Source organism: Pseudomonas fluorescens NCIMB 11764 (assembly GCF_000293885.2).
Classification (GTDB): domain Bacteria; phylum Pseudomonadota; class Gammaproteobacteria; order Pseudomonadales; family Pseudomonadaceae; genus Aquipseudomonas; species Aquipseudomonas fluorescens_B.
In genome coordinates, this window is record NZ_CP010945.1 from 2,377,285 (window position 1) to 2,394,065 (window position 16,781).

The window sequence follows — 16,781 nt, forward strand, 5'->3', positions numbered from 1 at the left end:
CTGTAACACCCGAAAGGCCCCGTGAATGTGAGTTCACGGGGCTTTTTTTTCGATCAGGCCGCTACAGTGGGCAGGCGTCCTTCCAGCGTCAGGCCCATGCGGTTGAGTGCGTGGACAAGGCTGATCAGATTCGCGTAGGTCACCTGATGCACGGCGGCCCAGGCCGGACGGTCGATGCGGAAGCCGCCATCCGCTGTGCGCTCGATCATCGTTCGCATAATCAGGTTGGTCCGGCTGCGATGGATCAGCGTCAAGGTTTCGTCTGACCTTTCAATGGTAAACATGCCCTGGCGGAACAGTAGCTGATTGATTTGCTGTTGCGTTCTTGGAATGGCCTGAGTCGGCACCTGCAGGCTGATGTCGGCGTACAACGTGTCGACATTGCCGCGCATCTGGGTGGTAACCTCTGCAAAGTCACGGCCAACGTCGATGCCTTGGTCGATGTCCAGGTGCAGGTTCTGGTCAGGGCCCACTTCTTCGATGCGTAAGCCGATCCCTCCCTCTGTTTCGCTGATGCCGGCCATTCCCCTGAACGTGTTAATACTCTCCTGATCGGTGAGCACCACCCATTTTCCGCCGCCGTTGCGGGCTTGAGTGGCTCGCATGATGGTATGGGTGAGGTAGGTCTTGACGGATTGTCGTGACAGGGCGCGGAAGTTCGAGTCGGTGTAGCGATAGCTTGCCAGGCAATCGGTGGCCTGGATTCGAATGCCGTTCCGTTGGGCTGTCCTGACGACTTCCAGAGGCGTGTACTGTCCGGCAGGATCGCCCGGCAGCTTTTGCAGATACTTTTCCAGCATGCCATGCATCTGCCCGGTATCGGCGAAGTCGTTCAGGTCGACTTGATTGAAGTCGTTGAGCAGCCGATGCATGTAGATCGTCTTGACGCCTTGCCTGGCCAGTGTCGGCATGTTTTCGATCAGGAACCGCATACTGGCGATGCGATCCTGGCTTTCACCGACCACCAGCCCCGGCGCTGCGTCGAATACTTTCTCGATGAGTTCTGTAACGGTGGTGGAGGGTGTGATCACGGGCTGAGTCGGGCGAGGGGGCAGCGAAGCGAAAAAGCCCTCCGGACGCTGGAAACCGGTCGCATCCCTGACCAGTACCGTGCGACGTCCCGCGACGAACTCTTCATAAGGGGTGACCCCTTTGAGATACCCGTTAGGCAACGTGATGATTTTTATGTGAGTCTCTTGCTCTCCCAACGCCAGGAAGTTCAGCGAACGTCCATTGGGGGCGTCGTATCTCGTCAAGTGTTCGACGGAATGACGTGGCCGGACATGGGGGAGCGGCCTGGATGGCCCGGGAACAGGCTTGCTCAGGCCTTTGCCGCCACCGGTCAACCCTCGTTTCGCCGTCAGCTCCCATTCCCCCTCGGCATTCAGGCGTACGGGAATCGATCCGGTAAAGGCATTCGGGTTCTCCGGGTCGATGATGGCCCAGGTTCCGCCGCCGTTGACGTCTGCCTCATAACGCACGTAGTAGGCCTGATCGTTTATCAGGATAGCGTTGGAAGGCTGTGAATCCAGCGTGTAGACACCCTGGAATTTGCCACTGGTGGCCATGGTGTAGCTTTCGAGGATTTCATTGCTTTGCCAGTGTTCCGGCAATTCCAACGCTTGCTCGATTTCATCTGGCAGGGTGGGCAACAGACCCGCTGGCAGAGGACTTTCCTCTGGCTCTACGGGCGCCTGCGGGTCGACGGTTTCTTGCGGGTCGAGCGTCTTGTTCAAATCCGCCATCTCGGCCGCTTCTGCCGCCTCGGCCGCCGCCCCGACGTCGTCCAATACGTTGATTTCCTTGAGTAACGGGATATTGAACAGGGTGTTGACGCCGGCGAGCACCGCGCCGATGACCCCCGCCTTGCGTTCCGCTGCCGTCTTGCCATTGACGGCCTTGTCGATGTTCAAACCCATCGCTGCGATGCTGGCCCCGATCACCGGCAGGGCGATTGGCCAGCCGAGTACTGCCAACGGGCCGAAGACCTTCAGGCCGACGGTCAGATAACCCAGCCACAGGTGCTCGCGCATCTGTCCATTGGTCACCAGGGTCAGATTGGCCTCTTCCAGCATCGCGCTCTTGACCGCCTGGCTCTGCCAGGTGAATACGTCACCGCTGAGGGTGATGTCTTTTTGATTGATCAAATGGTGGTCGTACTTGCCCCAGGTACCGACCAGCTGATTCATCAACGGGGTGATGTTGTCCTGCACTTCCTTGCGCACCGACAGCGGGAAATGGGTCATGAACTCGGTACGGGGCTTTTCTTCGTTCATTTGCAGCAACATCCACCAGTGCATGTCCGTCACTGTCGGGTGCACGTGGAAGGGCTCAGCGGCGCCGGGAACGTACGTGATCTGCCGACCGTTGCTCTCAACGATGCGCAGAATATCGGTGGCGACATGCCCGGCGACATCCAGCGTGCAGACACGAAGATCCGCAGGCGTAGCGGTTTGCGCTTGCAGGGTCGCCAGGGTGATCGGCCAGGATGCGCCATCGACGACGGCCCTGATGGCGGTCTGGAAATCCTCTTCCCCCAGCTGACCGCTTTCGCGGACCTCGATGGCTTTGCTCAGGTAATTACATTTGGCCAGGGTCCGGTAGTCATCGAAATGGGTGGCCCAGAAGGCATTGAGTTTATGCAGATAGCGCTCACTGAGGTTCTTCTCCCACAGGTCGGCGAGCACCTTGCTGGGGTACATCCGCACTTCATTGGTTTCGTTGTAAATGCTGGCGTCGGCATCCGCGGTGTAAAAACCGCCATTGCTGTTCAGTTCGAGGGCGTCGTCCTGGTCGGTCACGCGGTACCGATGGATCACCAGTTGCGTCAGGGTGAAGGATTCACTGGGTTTTGGCGCGTGCTCCCAACCCAGAAAGGCCTTGCTGCTGCTGGCCGAGACATTGTCGAAGCGATGCCACCAGACCTGATCGGGGTCCAGGTGGGTGATGCCGTGTTTTTGCAGGATTTCACGGGCTACCGCATGGGCTTCCTCCTGCAAACCGGGGCAGGCTGTCACAACGACCGGCGCGATGAGTTTGAGTTTTTCCTGGTCGGCGGCATTGCGTGATGCGGGGGTATTTTGTTCGGTGGACATGCTCTCGCTCCTTGAGAAATGGGCAGCGATGATCGCCCGCTTGCTCAAAGGAAGTGCACTACATAGTTATGCCCAAACGCATTTTTCAACCGTGCAGGGTCAGCGCCGTGCCACATCCGAAAAATAGAACTTGTCGAGGGTGTGCCGGGATTCCGTGTACTCGAACTGCCGGCCGTCCTGCAGAAACGTCTGGTTGCTGACCACGATCACATGGCTCTGGCCGTCGAGGTCGAGGTGTTGCTGGTCATCCTTGCTGCAGGGCACGGCTTCGATGGTGCGCTGGGCGTAGGCGATTTGCAGTTGCAGGGTCTGTTCGATGAAGGCGTAGATCGAGTGTTCGGCGATGTCCCGCGAGAGTCCGGGAATGACGTCGCTGACGAAATGGTTGATGTCGAGGATCACTCGTTTTCCATCGATCCGCCGTACGCGTTTGATCCTCGTGATCAGGCTGCCTTCTTCCGCCTTGATATGTTCCAGCAACGCACCTTCGAGCGGGATCTGGCTGAACTCGACCACCTCGGTGCTGACGTTGTTGCCCAATCGCGGATGGGTTTCCTGAAAGCTGACAATGCCACCCAACTGAAATTCGATCGGGTCGGTCGACAACACAAAGGTGCCTTTTCCGTGGACTTTCTGGGCGAAACCGCGCTCCTGTAATTGTTCGATGGCTTTGCGCACGGTGCCGCGACTGGCCTGATAGCTGTCCATCAATTCGGTTTCGGAGGGCAACCGGGCGCCGCGCTCCAGACGTTCGGTCGTGATGCTGGCAAGCAGATCGCTGTAGATCTGGTTGTATTTACTCATGGGGATGGCTCTGTGCCGCAATGTACTCAAGGTTTCGAACCTTAAGGGCAGGGTAGGGGTTTGTCCATGCGGCTTTGGGATTTCAGCATTTGTGAGGGTAGGAAAAATCGCCGCCTGTCGGGTTGTAAATAAACAAATTCAAACTCGTCTGTACGAGTTGTTGATTTAACTCGTACAGACGAGTACTTTTCGCTTCGGCGTGCTGCCAATAACAAAAAACCACAGCGGAAAAACAAGCATGAGCCACGACTATCCGAACATCGTCAGCGAGCTGCTGCAAAGCCTCGGTGGCAGCGACAACCTCGAGCAGGCCGCGCATTGCGTCACACGCCTGCGCCTTGCCCTCAAGGACCCGAGCCGGGTCAACAGCGCCACGCTTAACCAGATTGATCTGGTCAAAGGCTCATTCTTTACCGGCGGTCTGTTCCAGGTGGTCATCGGTCCCGGCGAGGTGGAGAAGGTTTACGCAGAACTGCGCCAACAAACCGGCCTTGCTGCGTCAACGATCGCCGACGTCAAACAGAAAAGCGCCGACAAGATAAACGCCGTGCAACGTCTGGTGCGGGTGTTTTCCGATGTGTTCATGCCGATCCTGCCGGCGCTGATCATTGCGGGCCTGCTGATGGGCATCAACAACCTCATCGGTGCCAAGGGCATGTTCATCGAGGGCCAGACCCTGCTGGACGCTTACCCCAGGCTTGACGGGCTCTGGAGCCTGATCAACCTGATGGCCAACACGTCGTTCGTGTTCCTGCCTGCATTGGTGGGCTGGTCAGCCGCCAAGCGGTTTGGCGGCAGCGAAATTCTCGGCATCGTGCTCGGCCTGATGCTGGTTCACCCCGACCTGCTCAATGCCTGGAACTACGGCAAGGCCGTCGCAGGTCTCGACGGCCAGAGCCTGCCGTATTTCGACATTCTCGGTTTGTTCCAGATCGAAAAGGTCGGCTATCAGGGGCAGATCCTGCCGATTCTGCTGGCGGCCTACGTGATGAGCGTCATCGAAAAATGGCTGCGGGCGCGAGTGCCTAATGCCGTGCAATTGCTGGTGGTGCCGATCACCACCATCGTGGTCACCGGCGTGCTGGCCCTGGCGGTCATTGGCCCGGTGACCCGGCATCTGGGGATTCTCATCACTGAAGGTGTGGTCACCCTGTTTGATCTGGCGCCGATGGTCGGCGGTGCAATCTTCGGCCTGCTTTACGCGCCCTTGGTGATCACCGGCATGCACCACATGTTTCTCGCGGTCGACTTGCAGCTCATCTCGACCCAGGGCGGCACCTTTATCTGGCCGATGATCGTCATGTCCAACCTCGCCCAAGGCAGCGCGGCGCTCGCGGTGTTCTACATGACCCGTAATGCGCGGGACAAGTCCATGGCGTCGACTTCAGCGATTTCGGCCTATTTCGGCATCACCGAACCGGCGATGTTCGGGGTCAACCTGCGCTACAAGTTTCCGTTTTACGCCGCACTGATTGGTTCGGCGCTGGGGTGCATCTTCCTGTCGCTGAACAAGGTCCAGGCATCGGCCATCGGTGTCGGCGGCTTGCCCGGATTTATCTCGATCATCCCGCAGTTCATCCCGATGTTTGTGATCGGAATGATCATCGCCATGGTCGTGCCGTTTGTTTTGACCTGCGGGTTGAGCATGAAGATTGTTCGGCCTGGGTATCGGGTCGCCTGATAGATCGCATCGTCGCACCGCCGCTCCCACATGGAATGCGGTCACTGTGGGAACGGGCTTGCCCGCGAAGAGGCCCGAAAGGCCAGTACAAATCTTACTGAAGGAATCCGCCATGCAAGACTGGCAACGTTCGGTGATTTACCAGATCTACCCGAAGAGTTTTCACAGCCACGCGGGCAACCCCACGGGTGATTTGCTCGGCGTCGTGGCCAAGCTCGATTACCTGCACTGGCTGGGCGTCGATTGCCTGTGGATCACGCCGTTCCTGCGTTCACCCCAGCGCGACAACGGTTACGACATCAGCGATTACTACGCCATCGATCCGAGCTACGGCACCATGGCCGATTGTGATTTGCTGATTGCCGAGGCCGGCAAGCGCGGGATCAAGTTGATGCTCGATATCGTGGTCAACCACACCTCGATCGAACACGCCTGGTTCCAACAGGCCCGCAGCAGTCTCGACAACCCATACCGCGACTTCTACATCTGGCGCGATCAGCCAAACAACTGGGAATCCAAGTTCGGCGGTTCGGCGTGGGAATACGAGGCGCAGACCGGTCAGTACTTCCTGCACCTGTTCGATCACACCCAGGCCGACCTGAACTGGGACAACCCGAAGGTACGCGCCGAAGTCTTCAAAATGATGCGTTTCTGGCGCGATAAAGGCGTGGGTGGTTTTCGTCTGGACGTGATCAATCTGATCTCGAAACCGGCGGACTTTCCCGACGACGATAGCGACGGCCGACGCTTCTATACCGACGGCCCGAATGTTCACGAATACTTGCAGCAAATGCACCGCGAAGTGTTCGAGGGCCATGACCTGATCAATGTCGGCGAGATGTCGTCTACCAGCCTCGAACACTGCATTCGCTACTCGCGACCGGAGTCGAAGGAGCTGTCGATGACCTTCAATTTCCATCACCTGAAGGTCGATTACCCGAACCTGCAGAAGTGGATTCGCGCTGATTTCGACTTCCTTGAACTCAAGCGCATCCTCTCCGACTGGCAAACCGGCATGCAGGCCGGCGGAGGCTGGAATGCGCTGTTCTGGTGTAATCACGACCAACCGCGGGTGGTCTCGCGGTTTGGTCATGACGGCGAGCATCGTGTGGTGTCGGCGAAGATGCTCGGCACTGCGCTGCATTTTCTCCAGGGCACGCCATTTGTGTATCAGGGCGAAGAACTGGGCATGACCAATCCGGGTTTCGATCACATCGATCAATACCGCGATGTCGAGACCCTGAACATCTTCCGCCTCAAGCGCGAGGCGGGTGCGAGCGATGCCGACAACATGGCGGCGATCATGCAGAAGTCCCGCGACAACGGCCGTACGCCGATGCATTGGAATGGCGAACCGAACGCCGGTTTCAGCGCGGTGGAACCCTGGATCGGCGTGCCGGCCAACTCGGCGCAGATCAACGTCGCCACTCAACTCGACGACCCGGATTCAGTGCTGCATCACTACCGTCTGCTGATCAACTTGCGGCGTACCGAAGCGCTGATGTCCGATGGTATTTACCGTCAGTTGCTGCCTGAGCATGCGCATGTCTGGGCGTATGTACGGGAAGGAAACGGCGAACGTTTGCTGGTACTGAACAACTTCTACGGGGCGCCTTGCGAAGTTGAATTGCCGGATGGAGTGATCACCGAACTCATGACCCAGCGCCTGGTCATCTGCAACTACCCGGACTGTCCGCCGCGAAATCGACAGGTGTTTTTACGAGCGTATGAATCGTTTGTTTTGCACCTGACCGACCACTAAAAACACCGACTTCAAAAAAACACGCAGAACGCTGCGCGGGGGAGTTTTGCGCGCTGATTTTGCGGAACGACACAATAAAAATAATGGGGTGGTTCTTGAAAACAACAATAAATCGCAGCCTTGTCGCCGCGAGTGTCTGCCTGGCATTGCCTTGGTCGGCCCATGCGCTGGAGTTCGGCGGTTACCTGCGCAGCGGTGTCGGGACATCGGTCAACAGTGGTAAACAACAGTGTTTCCAGCTGCCCGGAGCACAGACCAAATACCGCCTCGGTAACGAGTGCGAGCACTATGGGGAACTGGAACTTCGTCAGGACGTGTACACCCTGGATGACGGTTCGGTGCTCAGTGTCGATGGCATGGCCTCGCTGTATAACCAGTACGACAAGGACCTGACGTTCAAGGGTGACAACGGCTCGGTGCGCCTGCCGCAGCTGTACGGGCAATGGTCGAACATGCCCGGCCTCAACGGCGGCTCGCTGTGGGCCGGTCGCCGCTATTACAAACGGAACGACATCCACATTTCCGACTTTTACTACTGGAACCAGAGCGCCACCGGCGGCGGCATCGAGGACGTGCTGATCGGCGATCTGAAATACAGCTACGCCTTTTCGCGCAAGGACAACCTGTACCAGAAGGATTACATCAATCGTCACGACTTCAACGTGGCTGGATTCAACACCAACCCCGGCGGTGAGCTGGAGTTTGGCCTGAGCTACATCGACAAACCTGACAGCCGCGACGCTCATCGCGGCTGGGCAATCACCACCCAGCATGTGCAAAAGGGTTTTCTGGGCGGCAAGAACAAACTGGCTTTCCAGTATGGCGAAGGCCCAGGCACCGGATTGGGTTATACCGGTAACGTAAAGCTGGACGACAGCAACAAAAGTTACCGGGTGGTGGAGTTCTTCGACTGGCAAGTGACGCCACGATTTGGTGGGCAGGTCGAGGCGGTTTACCAGAAAGACATTCGCCCGGACGGTGCCGACCAGAACTGGATTTCCCTGGGGATTCGCCCTGCGTACGCGATCACCGAGCAGTTCAAACTGGTGACCGAACTGGGCCACGATCAGGTCGACGCCACGGGTGGCACGCGCAAACTGAGCAAGTTCACCTTCGCCCCGACCTGGTCGCCCAAGGGCCCTGAATTCTGGGCTCGACCCGAAGTGCGCTTGTATTACACCTATGCCAGCTGGAACGAGGCGGCCAAGCGTGCGGCCAATGAACTGGCAGCGGGTTCAGCGTTGTCCGACACCGGAGCCTTCGGCACAGCGCGGCACGGTGCGAACGTCGGATTGCAGGTCGAGTACTGGTGGAAATAAGCGATGCTGTCGGGGCGTCGCGCTCCATCGGCACTTCAAAGAACAAAACAGCAGGTGACGTCATGGCCATACCCCAACAATTGCAGCTCCACGCACCCCTGTCCGGCGTACTGATGCCTCTGGACCTTGTGCCCGATCCGGTGTTTTCCAGCCGGATCATCGGCGATGGGCTGTGCATCGATCCGGCTTCAACAACATTGTGTGCGCCGCTGGCGGGGGTGGTCAGCAATGTGCAGGCCAGTGGGCATGCGGTGAGCATCACCAATGAAAATGGCGTGCAGGTGTTGATGCATATCGGGCTCGACACGGTGAACCTTGCCGGGAAAGGGTTCACGCGATTGGTGGAGGAGGGGCAGCAGGTTGACGTCGGGCAGGCGCTGATCGAGTTCGATGCCGATTTTGTTGCGTTGAATGCACGCAGCCTGCTGACCTTGATGCTGGTGGTCAGCGGCGAGCCGTTCACTTGGCTGGCGGCGCAAACGGGGTGGGTAGACAGTGGTCAGCCGCTGCTGGGGTTGAACGCTGTCGAGCAGACAGCGGGTGTGTCCGTGGCGCAAGAGGGCGAGGCGCTGTTCTCCAAACCGGTGACGTTACCCAACCTGAACGGTTTGCACGCCCGTCCTGCGGCGGTGTTCGCCCAGGCGGCGAAAGGGTTCTCGGCCAGCATTCATCTGCATAAACAGCAGGCGAGTGCGAACGCGAAATCCCTGGTGGCGATCATGGCGTTGCAGACAGCTCACCACGACGTTGTGCAAGTCAGTGCGGTCGGCCCGGATGCCGAGGCGGCGATCAAGACGCTGGCGGAGCTGCTGGCCGCGGGTTGTGGCGAGACAGTGACTGTGATGGCGGATGTTGCGCCGGTGCCTCTGGAGATTTCATCGCCCAAGGTGCTGCGTGGGGTGTGTGCTTCGGCGGGGGCGGCATTTGGCCAGGTGGTGCAGATCGCCGAGCAGGCCCTTGTGGTGAGCGAATGGGGTGAGGGTTCGCAGGTTGAGCGCGATCATCTGTCCGCCGCGTTGACCGAGGCCATTTCAGCTTTGCAGCAGATGCGCGACAACGCCGCGGGCGATGCCCAGGCAGAGATTTTCAGGGCTCATCAGGAACTGCTCGAAGACCCGGGTTTGTTGGAAGTGGCTCAGGTGCTGATCGACGAAGGCAAAAGTGCCGGATTCGCCTGGCGCGCGGCCACCGAATCGACAGCGACCTTGTTCAAAAGCCTGGGCAATGCGCTGCTGGCCGAACGGGCGGCAGACCTGGCCGATGTCAGTCAGAGAGTGCTCAAGTTGCTACTCGGCGTGCGGGAACGCGAGCTGGAGTTGCCTGATGGGGCCATCCTGATTGCTGAACAACTGACGCCGTCCCAGACCGCCGGGCTTGATACCCGAAAGGTGCTGGGTTTTGCCACGGTCGGTGGTGGCGCCACCAGCCACGTCGCGATCCTGGCGCGGGCATTCGGTTTGCCGGCGATTTGCGGGTTGCCGGTGCAAGTGCTGGCGCTGGTCAACGGCACCCAGGTGTTGCTCGATGCCGATAAGGGAGAGTTGCAGATCGACCCGGACCTGGCCGCCATCGAACACCTTCAAGCCAGACGCAAGCTTGCACAGCAACGCCAACACCAGGAGTTGGCGCAGGCGTCACTGGCTGCCTGTACCCGCGACGGACACCCTGTCGAGGTGACGGCCAACATCGCTTCGCTGGCGGAAGCCGAACAGGCCATGGCGCTGGGAGGGGCGGGTGTCGGTTTGCTGCGTTCGGAGTTTCTCTATCTGGATCGCCATCATGCGCCGAGCCATGACGAGCAGGCATCCACCTACAGCGCCATCGCCCGAGCCCTCGGGCCTGCGCGGAACCTGGTGGTGCGCACCCTGGATGTTGGCGGTGACAAGCCGTTGGCCTATGTCCCGATGGACAGTGAAACCAACCCTTTTCTGGGTGTGCGCGGGATTCGTCTGTGCCTGGAGCGTCCGCAACTGTTGCGCGATCAATTCAAGGCAATCCTGAGTTGTGCGGGCCAGACCCGTCTGCACATCATGCTGCCGATGGTGACGCAACTGTCGGAGTTGCGTGTGGCCCGGCAACTGCTCGAAGAGGAGGCGCTGGCCCTGGGCCTCACGGAACTGCCGAAGCTGGGGATCATGATCGAAGTGCCAGCGGCCGCGTTGATGGCGGACCTGTTTGCGCCCGAAGTGGATTTTTTCTCCATCGGCACCAACGACCTGACCCAATACACCCTGGCCATGGACCGTGATCATCCGCGGCTCGCCAGTCAGGCTGACAGTTTTCATCCCGCGGTGCTGCGACTGATCGCCAGCACCGTGAAAGCCGCTCATGCCCACGGCAAGTGGGTGGGCGTTTGCGGCGCGTTGGCCTCGGAAACCTTGGCCACGCCGCTCTTGCTGGGCCTGGGGGTGGACGAGTTATCGGTGAGTGTGCCGTTGATTCCGGCGGTCAAAGCGACGGTTCGCACAGTGGACCTGGTGGATTGCCAGGCCATCGCCCAACAGGTCCTGGGCCTGGAAAGTGCCGGACAAGTGCGCGAGGCCTTGCGGCTGTATTGCGACGCGGCGGTCGAAACCTCATTGGTGATGGAGAACTGAACATGTTCGAGAAAATGCAGCAGGCATTCTGGAAAGCCTTGACGCCGGACCTGATTGTGGATGAACCGAAGGTGGCTGTGCCATCGGTGCCTGGCCTGGCAGCAAATGTGGTGGCCGCGTTGGGTGGTGTGGATAACCTCACGTCGCAGCAGCCTGTGGCGCTGACCCGGGTTCGCGTGGAATTGCGCGACGTGGGGCGGATGAATCGGCAGGCGTTGAATCTGGCCGGTGTGCCTGGCGTCATGATGCTGGAGGGCGGGGTGGTGCACCTGATCATTGGTCTTCAGCCATAACCGATCCTTCGCCACCGATGATGTGCGTCTCTCGGTCGCCCTTACTGTTTCTCATCCGCAGGTGTATCGTATTCGCCTTTTGCAGGTCTGCGGACCTGTCGCTGATACGTGAGGTAGTTGAGTTCATGTCCTTTACCCGTCGCCAAATCCTCGGTGGCCTGGCCGGTCTTGTTGTCGTTGGCGTCGGTGTGGGAGGCGCGTCGCGGTACTGGCTGGGCAAGATAGCCGATGCCGACGCGGGCCACGACTATGAGCTGATCGCCGCGCCGCTGGACATCGAACTGGTGGCCGGGCACAAGACCGAAGCCTGGGCGTTCGGCCCATCGGCGCCGGGCACCGAGTTGCGGGTTCGTCAGGGTGAATGGCTGCGGGTGCGTTTCATCAATCACCTGCCGGTGGCGACCACCATTCACTGGCATGGCATCCGTTTGCCACTGGAAATGGATGGCGTGCCCTACGTGTCGCAACTGCCGGTGCTGCCGGGTGAATACTTCGATTACAAATTCCGCGTGCCGGATGCCGGCAGCTATTGGTATCACCCGCACGTGAACAGCAGCGAAGAACTCGGTCGCGGGCTGGTTGGCCCATTGATCGTCGAAGAACGCGAGCCGACCGGTTTCAAGTACGAAAAGACTCTGAGCCTCAAGAGCTGGCACGTTGATGAAGAAGGTGCGTTCGTCGCGTTCAGTATTCCTCGCGAGGCGGCCCGAGGCGGCACGGCGGGGCGCCTGTCGACCATCAATGGTGTCGCGCAAGCGGTGATTGACTTGCCCGCCGGGCAGATCACCCGCGTGCGTCTGCTCAATCTCGACAATACGCTGACCTATCGCCTCAACATCCCCGGCGTCGAAGCGCAGATCTACGCGCTGGATGGCAATCCTGTCGAGCCACGTCCGCTGGGCAAGGAGTACTGGCTTGGCCCGGGCATGCGTATTTGCCTGGCGATCAAGGCGCCGCCGGCCGGCGAAGAATTATCACTGCGCAACGGCCCGGTGCGTTTGGGCACATTCCGCTCAGTGGCGAACAGCGATGCACAGACCCAGTGGCCGCCCGCATTGCCCGCCAACCCGGTGGCCGAGCCGGACCTGGCCAATGCCGAGAAACTCAACTTCAATTTCGAATGGGTCGGCTCGGTGTCGGTGAATGTCGACAACGGCAAGCCGCCGAGCCTGTGGCAGATCAACGGCAAGGCCTGGGACATCACCGACAAGACCTGCGCCGACCGCCCGATTGCCAAGCTCGAGAAGGGCAAGAGCTACATTTTTGAATTGAAAAACATGACTCAGTATCAGCACCCGATTCACCTGCACGGCATGAGCTTCAAGGTCATTGCCTCGAACCGGCACAAGGTCATCCCGTATTTCACCGACACGTACCTGCTGGGCAAGAACGAGCGTGCACAAGTGGCGCTGGTGGCGGATAACCCTGGGGTGTGGATGTTCCATTGCCATGTGATCGACCACATGGAAACCGGCCTGATGGCCGCCATCGAGGTGGCGTGATGCGACAGATTCGTCCCGCGGCGATCATTGACCGCAGTCGTGATCGCGACTTCATGCGCGAAGCCCTGGCGCTGGCCGCTCAAGGCGCGGCGCTGGGTGAAGTGCCGGTGGGCGCGGTGCTGGTGCAGGACGGTGAAATCATCGGTCGAGGCTTCAACTGTCCGATCAGCGGCAACGACCCGAGTGCGCATGCCGAGATGGTCGCCATCCGCGCCGCGGCGTTGGCGGCCAGCAATTATCGCCTGCCGGGCAGTACGCTGTACGTGACGCTTGAGCCGTGCAGCATGTGCGCCGGGCTGATCGTGCATTCGCGGATTGCGCGGGTGGTGTATGGCGCGCTGGAGCCCAAGGCGGGGATTGTGCAGAGCCAGGGACAGTTCTTCACCCAAGGCTTTTTGAATCATCGGGTGTTGTATGAGGGCGGTGTGTTGGCGGAAGAATGCGGGGCGGTTTTGAGCGAGTTCTTCAAGGCCCGAAGAGCCAAGCCTTCAGACTCAACACAAAACTAATCTGGGGGCTTGCTGGCGAATGCAGATTAACATTCAACAGATCTGTTGACTGATCCACCGCTTTCGCGAGCAAGCCCCACATTTTGATCTCCAGTGGCAGGGAGCTGGTGTTTACTTGCGGGCGACGATGACAGCACGCATCGGCGCCGGCAGCCCTTCAATCGTCTTGCTGTGGTCTTCCGGATCGAGGAAATCACTCAACGACTGATACTTCATCCACTCCGTCCCGCGCTGTTCCTCGACGGTCGTCACGCTGACATCCACGCACTTCACGTCCGTGAAGCCGGCACGCCGCAACCAGAGCATAAGCGCCGGCACCGACGGCAAAAACCACACGTTACGCATCTGCGCGTAACGATCTTCCGGCACCAGCACCTGCTGCTGATCGCCTTCGATCACCAGCGTTTCCAGCACCAGTTCACCGCCCTTGACCAGGCAGTCCTTCAAGGCCAGCAAATGCTCGATCGGTGAGCGGCGGTGATAGAACACGCCCATGGAAAACACCGTGTCGAAGCCTTCGAGCTCTGGTGGCAGGTCTTCGAAGGGGAAGGGCAGGTGCCAGGCATTGGGCTCGGACAAATAGCGCTGAACGGCCTGGAATTGGCAGAAGAACAGCCAATTGGGATCGACGCCGATCACGCTGTCTGCACCGGCGCCAAGCATGCGCCACATGTAGTATCCGTTGCCGCAACCGACATCGAGGATGCGTTTGCCCTTCAGGTCCAGATGCGGAGCAACGCGCGACCACTTCCAGTCCGAACGCCATTCAGTGTCGACGTGAACGCCAAACAGATCGAACGGACCCTTACGCCACGGCGACAAACCCATCAGCGCCGTACGCATTTGCGCACGGGTTGCATCGTCGCAATCTGTGTCCAGGCTCAGGCCGTTGAGCAAGTCGACCTCGCTCGGCTGGATCTTCGGCAAGGCGTCCAGCGCACTTTGCCAGCGCTCAAGGTCGCCATGACCCTTTTCCATTTTCTTGTCGAGTTGCGCTTGCAAGGTATTGGCCCAGTCGGCCAGCGGTGTGCCGGCCAGACGGCGGGCGAGAGGGGACAGATCAATCATGGCAAGGCAATCAACGAGGCAAAGTTAAGACACTGGAACCACGGCACGACTTTCGAAAACCCGGCGGCCAGCAGGCGCTCGCGGTGTTCTTCGAGGCTGTCGGGCTTCATGACGTTTTCGATGGCGCTACGCTTCTGGGCGATTTCCAGTTCGCTGTAGCCGTTGGCGCGTTTGAACGCGACGTGCAGGTCGGTGAGGAGCGCGTGCTCTTCGGGGTCGTTGAAGCGCAGCTTCTCCGAGAGGATCAACGCGCCGCCGGGTAACAGCGATTGGCGGATGCGACTCAGTAGCGCGGTACGCTGCTCGGGGGCGATGAATTGCAGCGTGAAGTTCAGCGCCACTACCGAAGCTGGCTGGAATTGCAAAGCGAGGATGTCGCCTTCGATCACTTCGACCGGCAGCAATTCCTGGAACATCGAATCCTGGCCGTTGAGGTACTCGCGGCAGCGCTCGACCATCGCCACGGAGTTATCCACAGCGATGACGCGGCAGCCATCGGTGCGCACGTGACGGCGCAACGCCTGAGTCACTGCGCCGAGGGACGAGCCGAGGTCGTAGAGCACGCTGTTGGGCTGGGCGAATTGCGCAGCGAGCACGCCGAGGTTTTCAACGATGGTCGGATAGCCGGGCACCGAGCGCTTGATCATGTCCGGGAACACCCGCACCACGTCCTCGTTAAAGGCGAAGTCGGGCACCTGGGCCAAAGGCTGGGCGAAAAGGCGATCGGGTTCTTTGCTCACGGCGGTTCCAGCGGCGTAGGTGGAAAAGGCCGGCATTTTAGCCAACTTGGCGCGGGGATGCGCGGGTTGTCTGATAAACCGCCTGGCTCATGCAGTTTGAGTGGTGAAAGGGCTGTTGTGGCGAGGGAGCTTGCTCCCGCTGGGCTGCGCAGCAGCCCCAAAACCATTCAATCGCGTTTCAATCGATGCACCGGAGTAGCCGGGTTTGCGACTGCTGAGCAGCCGAGCGGGAGCAAGCTCCCTCGCCACAGGGATCAGCGTTGTTTTTGAGAAAACGCCGACGCCGTAATCCCCCATTGCCCCAGCCAATAGCTGAGGATGATCACGTAGGGCGCGGCATGAAACGGCGCGACAAATCGATTGATGCCAATCACGCTATCGGAAAACACAAACGCCAGCGCACCGGCCGCCGCCAGCAGCGCCGAGCGTTTGGGCACATCGGTGCCCAGGCGAGCCAGCGCCCGCCAAAGCATCGCACTGATGGCCAGGCCATAGACAATCACCGGGATCAGCAGGGGGCCCAGACCATTGGCAATCAAAATCCCCAGCAGCAAAGCGCCAACGCCCAGCGCGAGGATCAATGGCAACACCGCCAATCGTCGGCAATCACTCAAATACGCTTTCAGATACGCCAGATGCGCGACCAAAAACGCCCCGAGGCCGAACACGAACAAATCCCCCGGCCACGCCAGCAACACATCGCCAAGCAGGGAAAAAATCAGGCCCAGGCTGATCCAGCGCCGATATTCGCTGGGCGGCGCGTCGTGCAGCCAGCCGAGCAAGGCCAGCACGGGCAGCGGTTTGACCAGCAGGCAAAGCAACGCAGCATGCACGCTCAGGCCGTAGAGAAAAGTCACCGCGCCCATCAGCGCCAGAATCAGCCAGCCCACGATCAGTTAACCGAAATCGCGCAGTCGAAGGTTTCCACCGCCGGCACTTCCGGGGCCCAAGGCTGTTGCGAAGTCAGGCGCAAGCGCCCCGAACCGGCGGCAAACGCCTGAAAGCGCCAGGTCGATACGCCGGCCGCACCCACGACACCGGCATCTTCCGGGTTGCGATACACCTCCGGCCCCAGCGAGCGCAATACGCCACCGGCCGAATCCTGGATCGCCCAACGGTAACCCGTGGTCGGGTTGCTCGGCAGGGTCAGGATCAGGTTTTGCCCACTGGTGAGTTTCACCGGGCATTCGCTTTGTTTTTCCACGGTCACGTTCTGTTTCGGTTGCGTGGCGCAGGCGGCCAGCAAAGCGAGGGCGAGGGGGACAAACAAGCGGGTGGGGGACATAAGGTCAGTGGCTCCGGCATTCACGACGAACGGCGAGCATAACTGAAGATGAGACAAATTGTGACGTGAGGAGCTACGGGCGCGATCCTTTGGTACCTGTTTAGCGCCCGTAGATGTGCAGTCAGG

Annotated in this window: 13 protein-coding genes; 7 read left to right on the top strand and 6 right to left on the bottom strand. The window is 59.7% G+C overall.

What is annotated here, in order from left to right; all coding sequences use genetic code 11:
* Positions 1-53: 53 nt before the first annotated feature.
* Both B723_RS10800 and treR read right to left on the bottom strand, forming a co-directional pair.
* Positions 54-3,095: a membrane-targeted effector domain-containing toxin gene (locus B723_RS10800; RefSeq protein WP_017340296.1), complete on the bottom strand. Its 3,042-nt coding sequence runs from the start codon at positions 3,093-3,095 to the stop codon at positions 54-56.
* 99 nt (positions 3,096-3,194) lie between these two features.
* Positions 3,195-3,899: a trehalose operon repressor gene (gene treR, locus B723_RS10805; RefSeq protein ID WP_017340295.1), complete on the bottom strand. Its 705-nt coding sequence runs from the start codon at positions 3,897-3,899 to the stop codon at positions 3,195-3,197.
* Positions 3,900-4,137: 238 nt separating this feature from the next.
* Between treR and treP the strand changes: the two genes are divergently transcribed.
* The 7 genes from treP (at position 4,138) to tadA (ending at position 13,562) form a co-directional block, all read left to right on the top strand.
* Positions 4,138-5,580: a PTS system trehalose-specific EIIBC component gene (gene treP / locus B723_RS10810; protein WP_017340294.1), complete on the top strand. Its 1,443-nt coding sequence runs from the start codon at positions 4,138-4,140 to the stop codon at positions 5,578-5,580.
* 112 nt (positions 5,581-5,692) lie between these two features.
* A complete protein-coding gene (gene treC / locus B723_RS10815) occupies positions 5,693-7,342 on the top strand; it encodes an alpha,alpha-phosphotrehalase (protein WP_017340293.1) in 1,650 nt (549 codons plus the stop codon).
* A gap of 95 nt (positions 7,343-7,437) precedes the next feature.
* Positions 7,438-8,661 (top strand): maltoporin, encoded by a 1,224-nt coding sequence (locus tag B723_RS10820; RefSeq protein ID WP_031319080.1) that lies wholly within the window; start codon positions 7,438-7,440, stop codon positions 8,659-8,661.
* A gap of 62 nt (positions 8,662-8,723) precedes the next feature.
* A complete protein-coding gene (gene ptsP, locus B723_RS10825; RefSeq protein WP_017340291.1) occupies positions 8,724-11,258 on the top strand; it encodes a phosphoenolpyruvate--protein phosphotransferase in 2,535 nt (844 codons plus the stop codon).
* Between the two features lie 2 nt (positions 11,259-11,260).
* Positions 11,261-11,551, top strand: coding sequence for a PTS transporter subunit EIIB (locus B723_RS10830; RefSeq protein WP_017340290.1), 291 nt, complete (start codon positions 11,261-11,263; stop codon positions 11,549-11,551).
* A 125-nt stretch (positions 11,552-11,676) separates the two neighbouring features.
* Positions 11,677-13,053 carry a multicopper oxidase family protein gene (locus B723_RS10835; protein ID WP_031319079.1) on the top strand — a complete coding sequence of 459 codons (1,377 nt, stop codon included), beginning with the start codon at positions 11,677-11,679 and terminating at the stop codon, positions 13,051-13,053.
* Positions 13,053-13,562, top strand: a complete 510-nt coding sequence (gene tadA / locus B723_RS10840) for a tRNA adenosine(34) deaminase TadA (protein WP_017340288.1) — start codon at positions 13,053-13,055, stop codon at positions 13,560-13,562. The genes B723_RS10835 and tadA overlap by 1 nt, the downstream gene beginning before the upstream one ends.
* A gap of 111 nt (positions 13,563-13,673) precedes the next feature.
* Here the strand turns inward: tadA and cmoB are convergent, their stop codons facing one another.
* From cmoB to B723_RS10860, 4 genes are all read right to left on the bottom strand, one after another.
* Positions 13,674-14,630: a tRNA 5-methoxyuridine(34)/uridine 5-oxyacetic acid(34) synthase CmoB gene (gene cmoB / locus B723_RS10845; RefSeq protein ID WP_017340287.1), complete on the bottom strand. Its 957-nt coding sequence runs from the start codon at positions 14,628-14,630 to the stop codon at positions 13,674-13,676.
* Positions 14,627-15,406: a carboxy-S-adenosyl-L-methionine synthase CmoA gene (gene cmoA / locus B723_RS10850; RefSeq protein ID WP_017340286.1), complete on the bottom strand. Its 780-nt coding sequence runs from the start codon at positions 15,404-15,406 to the stop codon at positions 14,627-14,629. Before cmoA ends, cmoB begins: the two co-directional genes overlap by 4 nt.
* A 218-nt stretch (positions 15,407-15,624) precedes the next feature.
* Positions 15,625-16,260 (bottom strand): lysoplasmalogenase, encoded by a 636-nt coding sequence (locus tag B723_RS10855; RefSeq protein WP_017340285.1) that lies wholly within the window; start codon positions 16,258-16,260, stop codon positions 15,625-15,627.
* Between the two features lie 2 nt (positions 16,261-16,262).
* Complete coding sequence (locus tag B723_RS10860; RefSeq protein WP_017340284.1) at positions 16,263-16,655, bottom strand: protease inhibitor I42 family protein; 393 nt, start codon at positions 16,653-16,655, stop codon at positions 16,263-16,265.
* Positions 16,656-16,781: the final 126 nt, after the last annotated feature.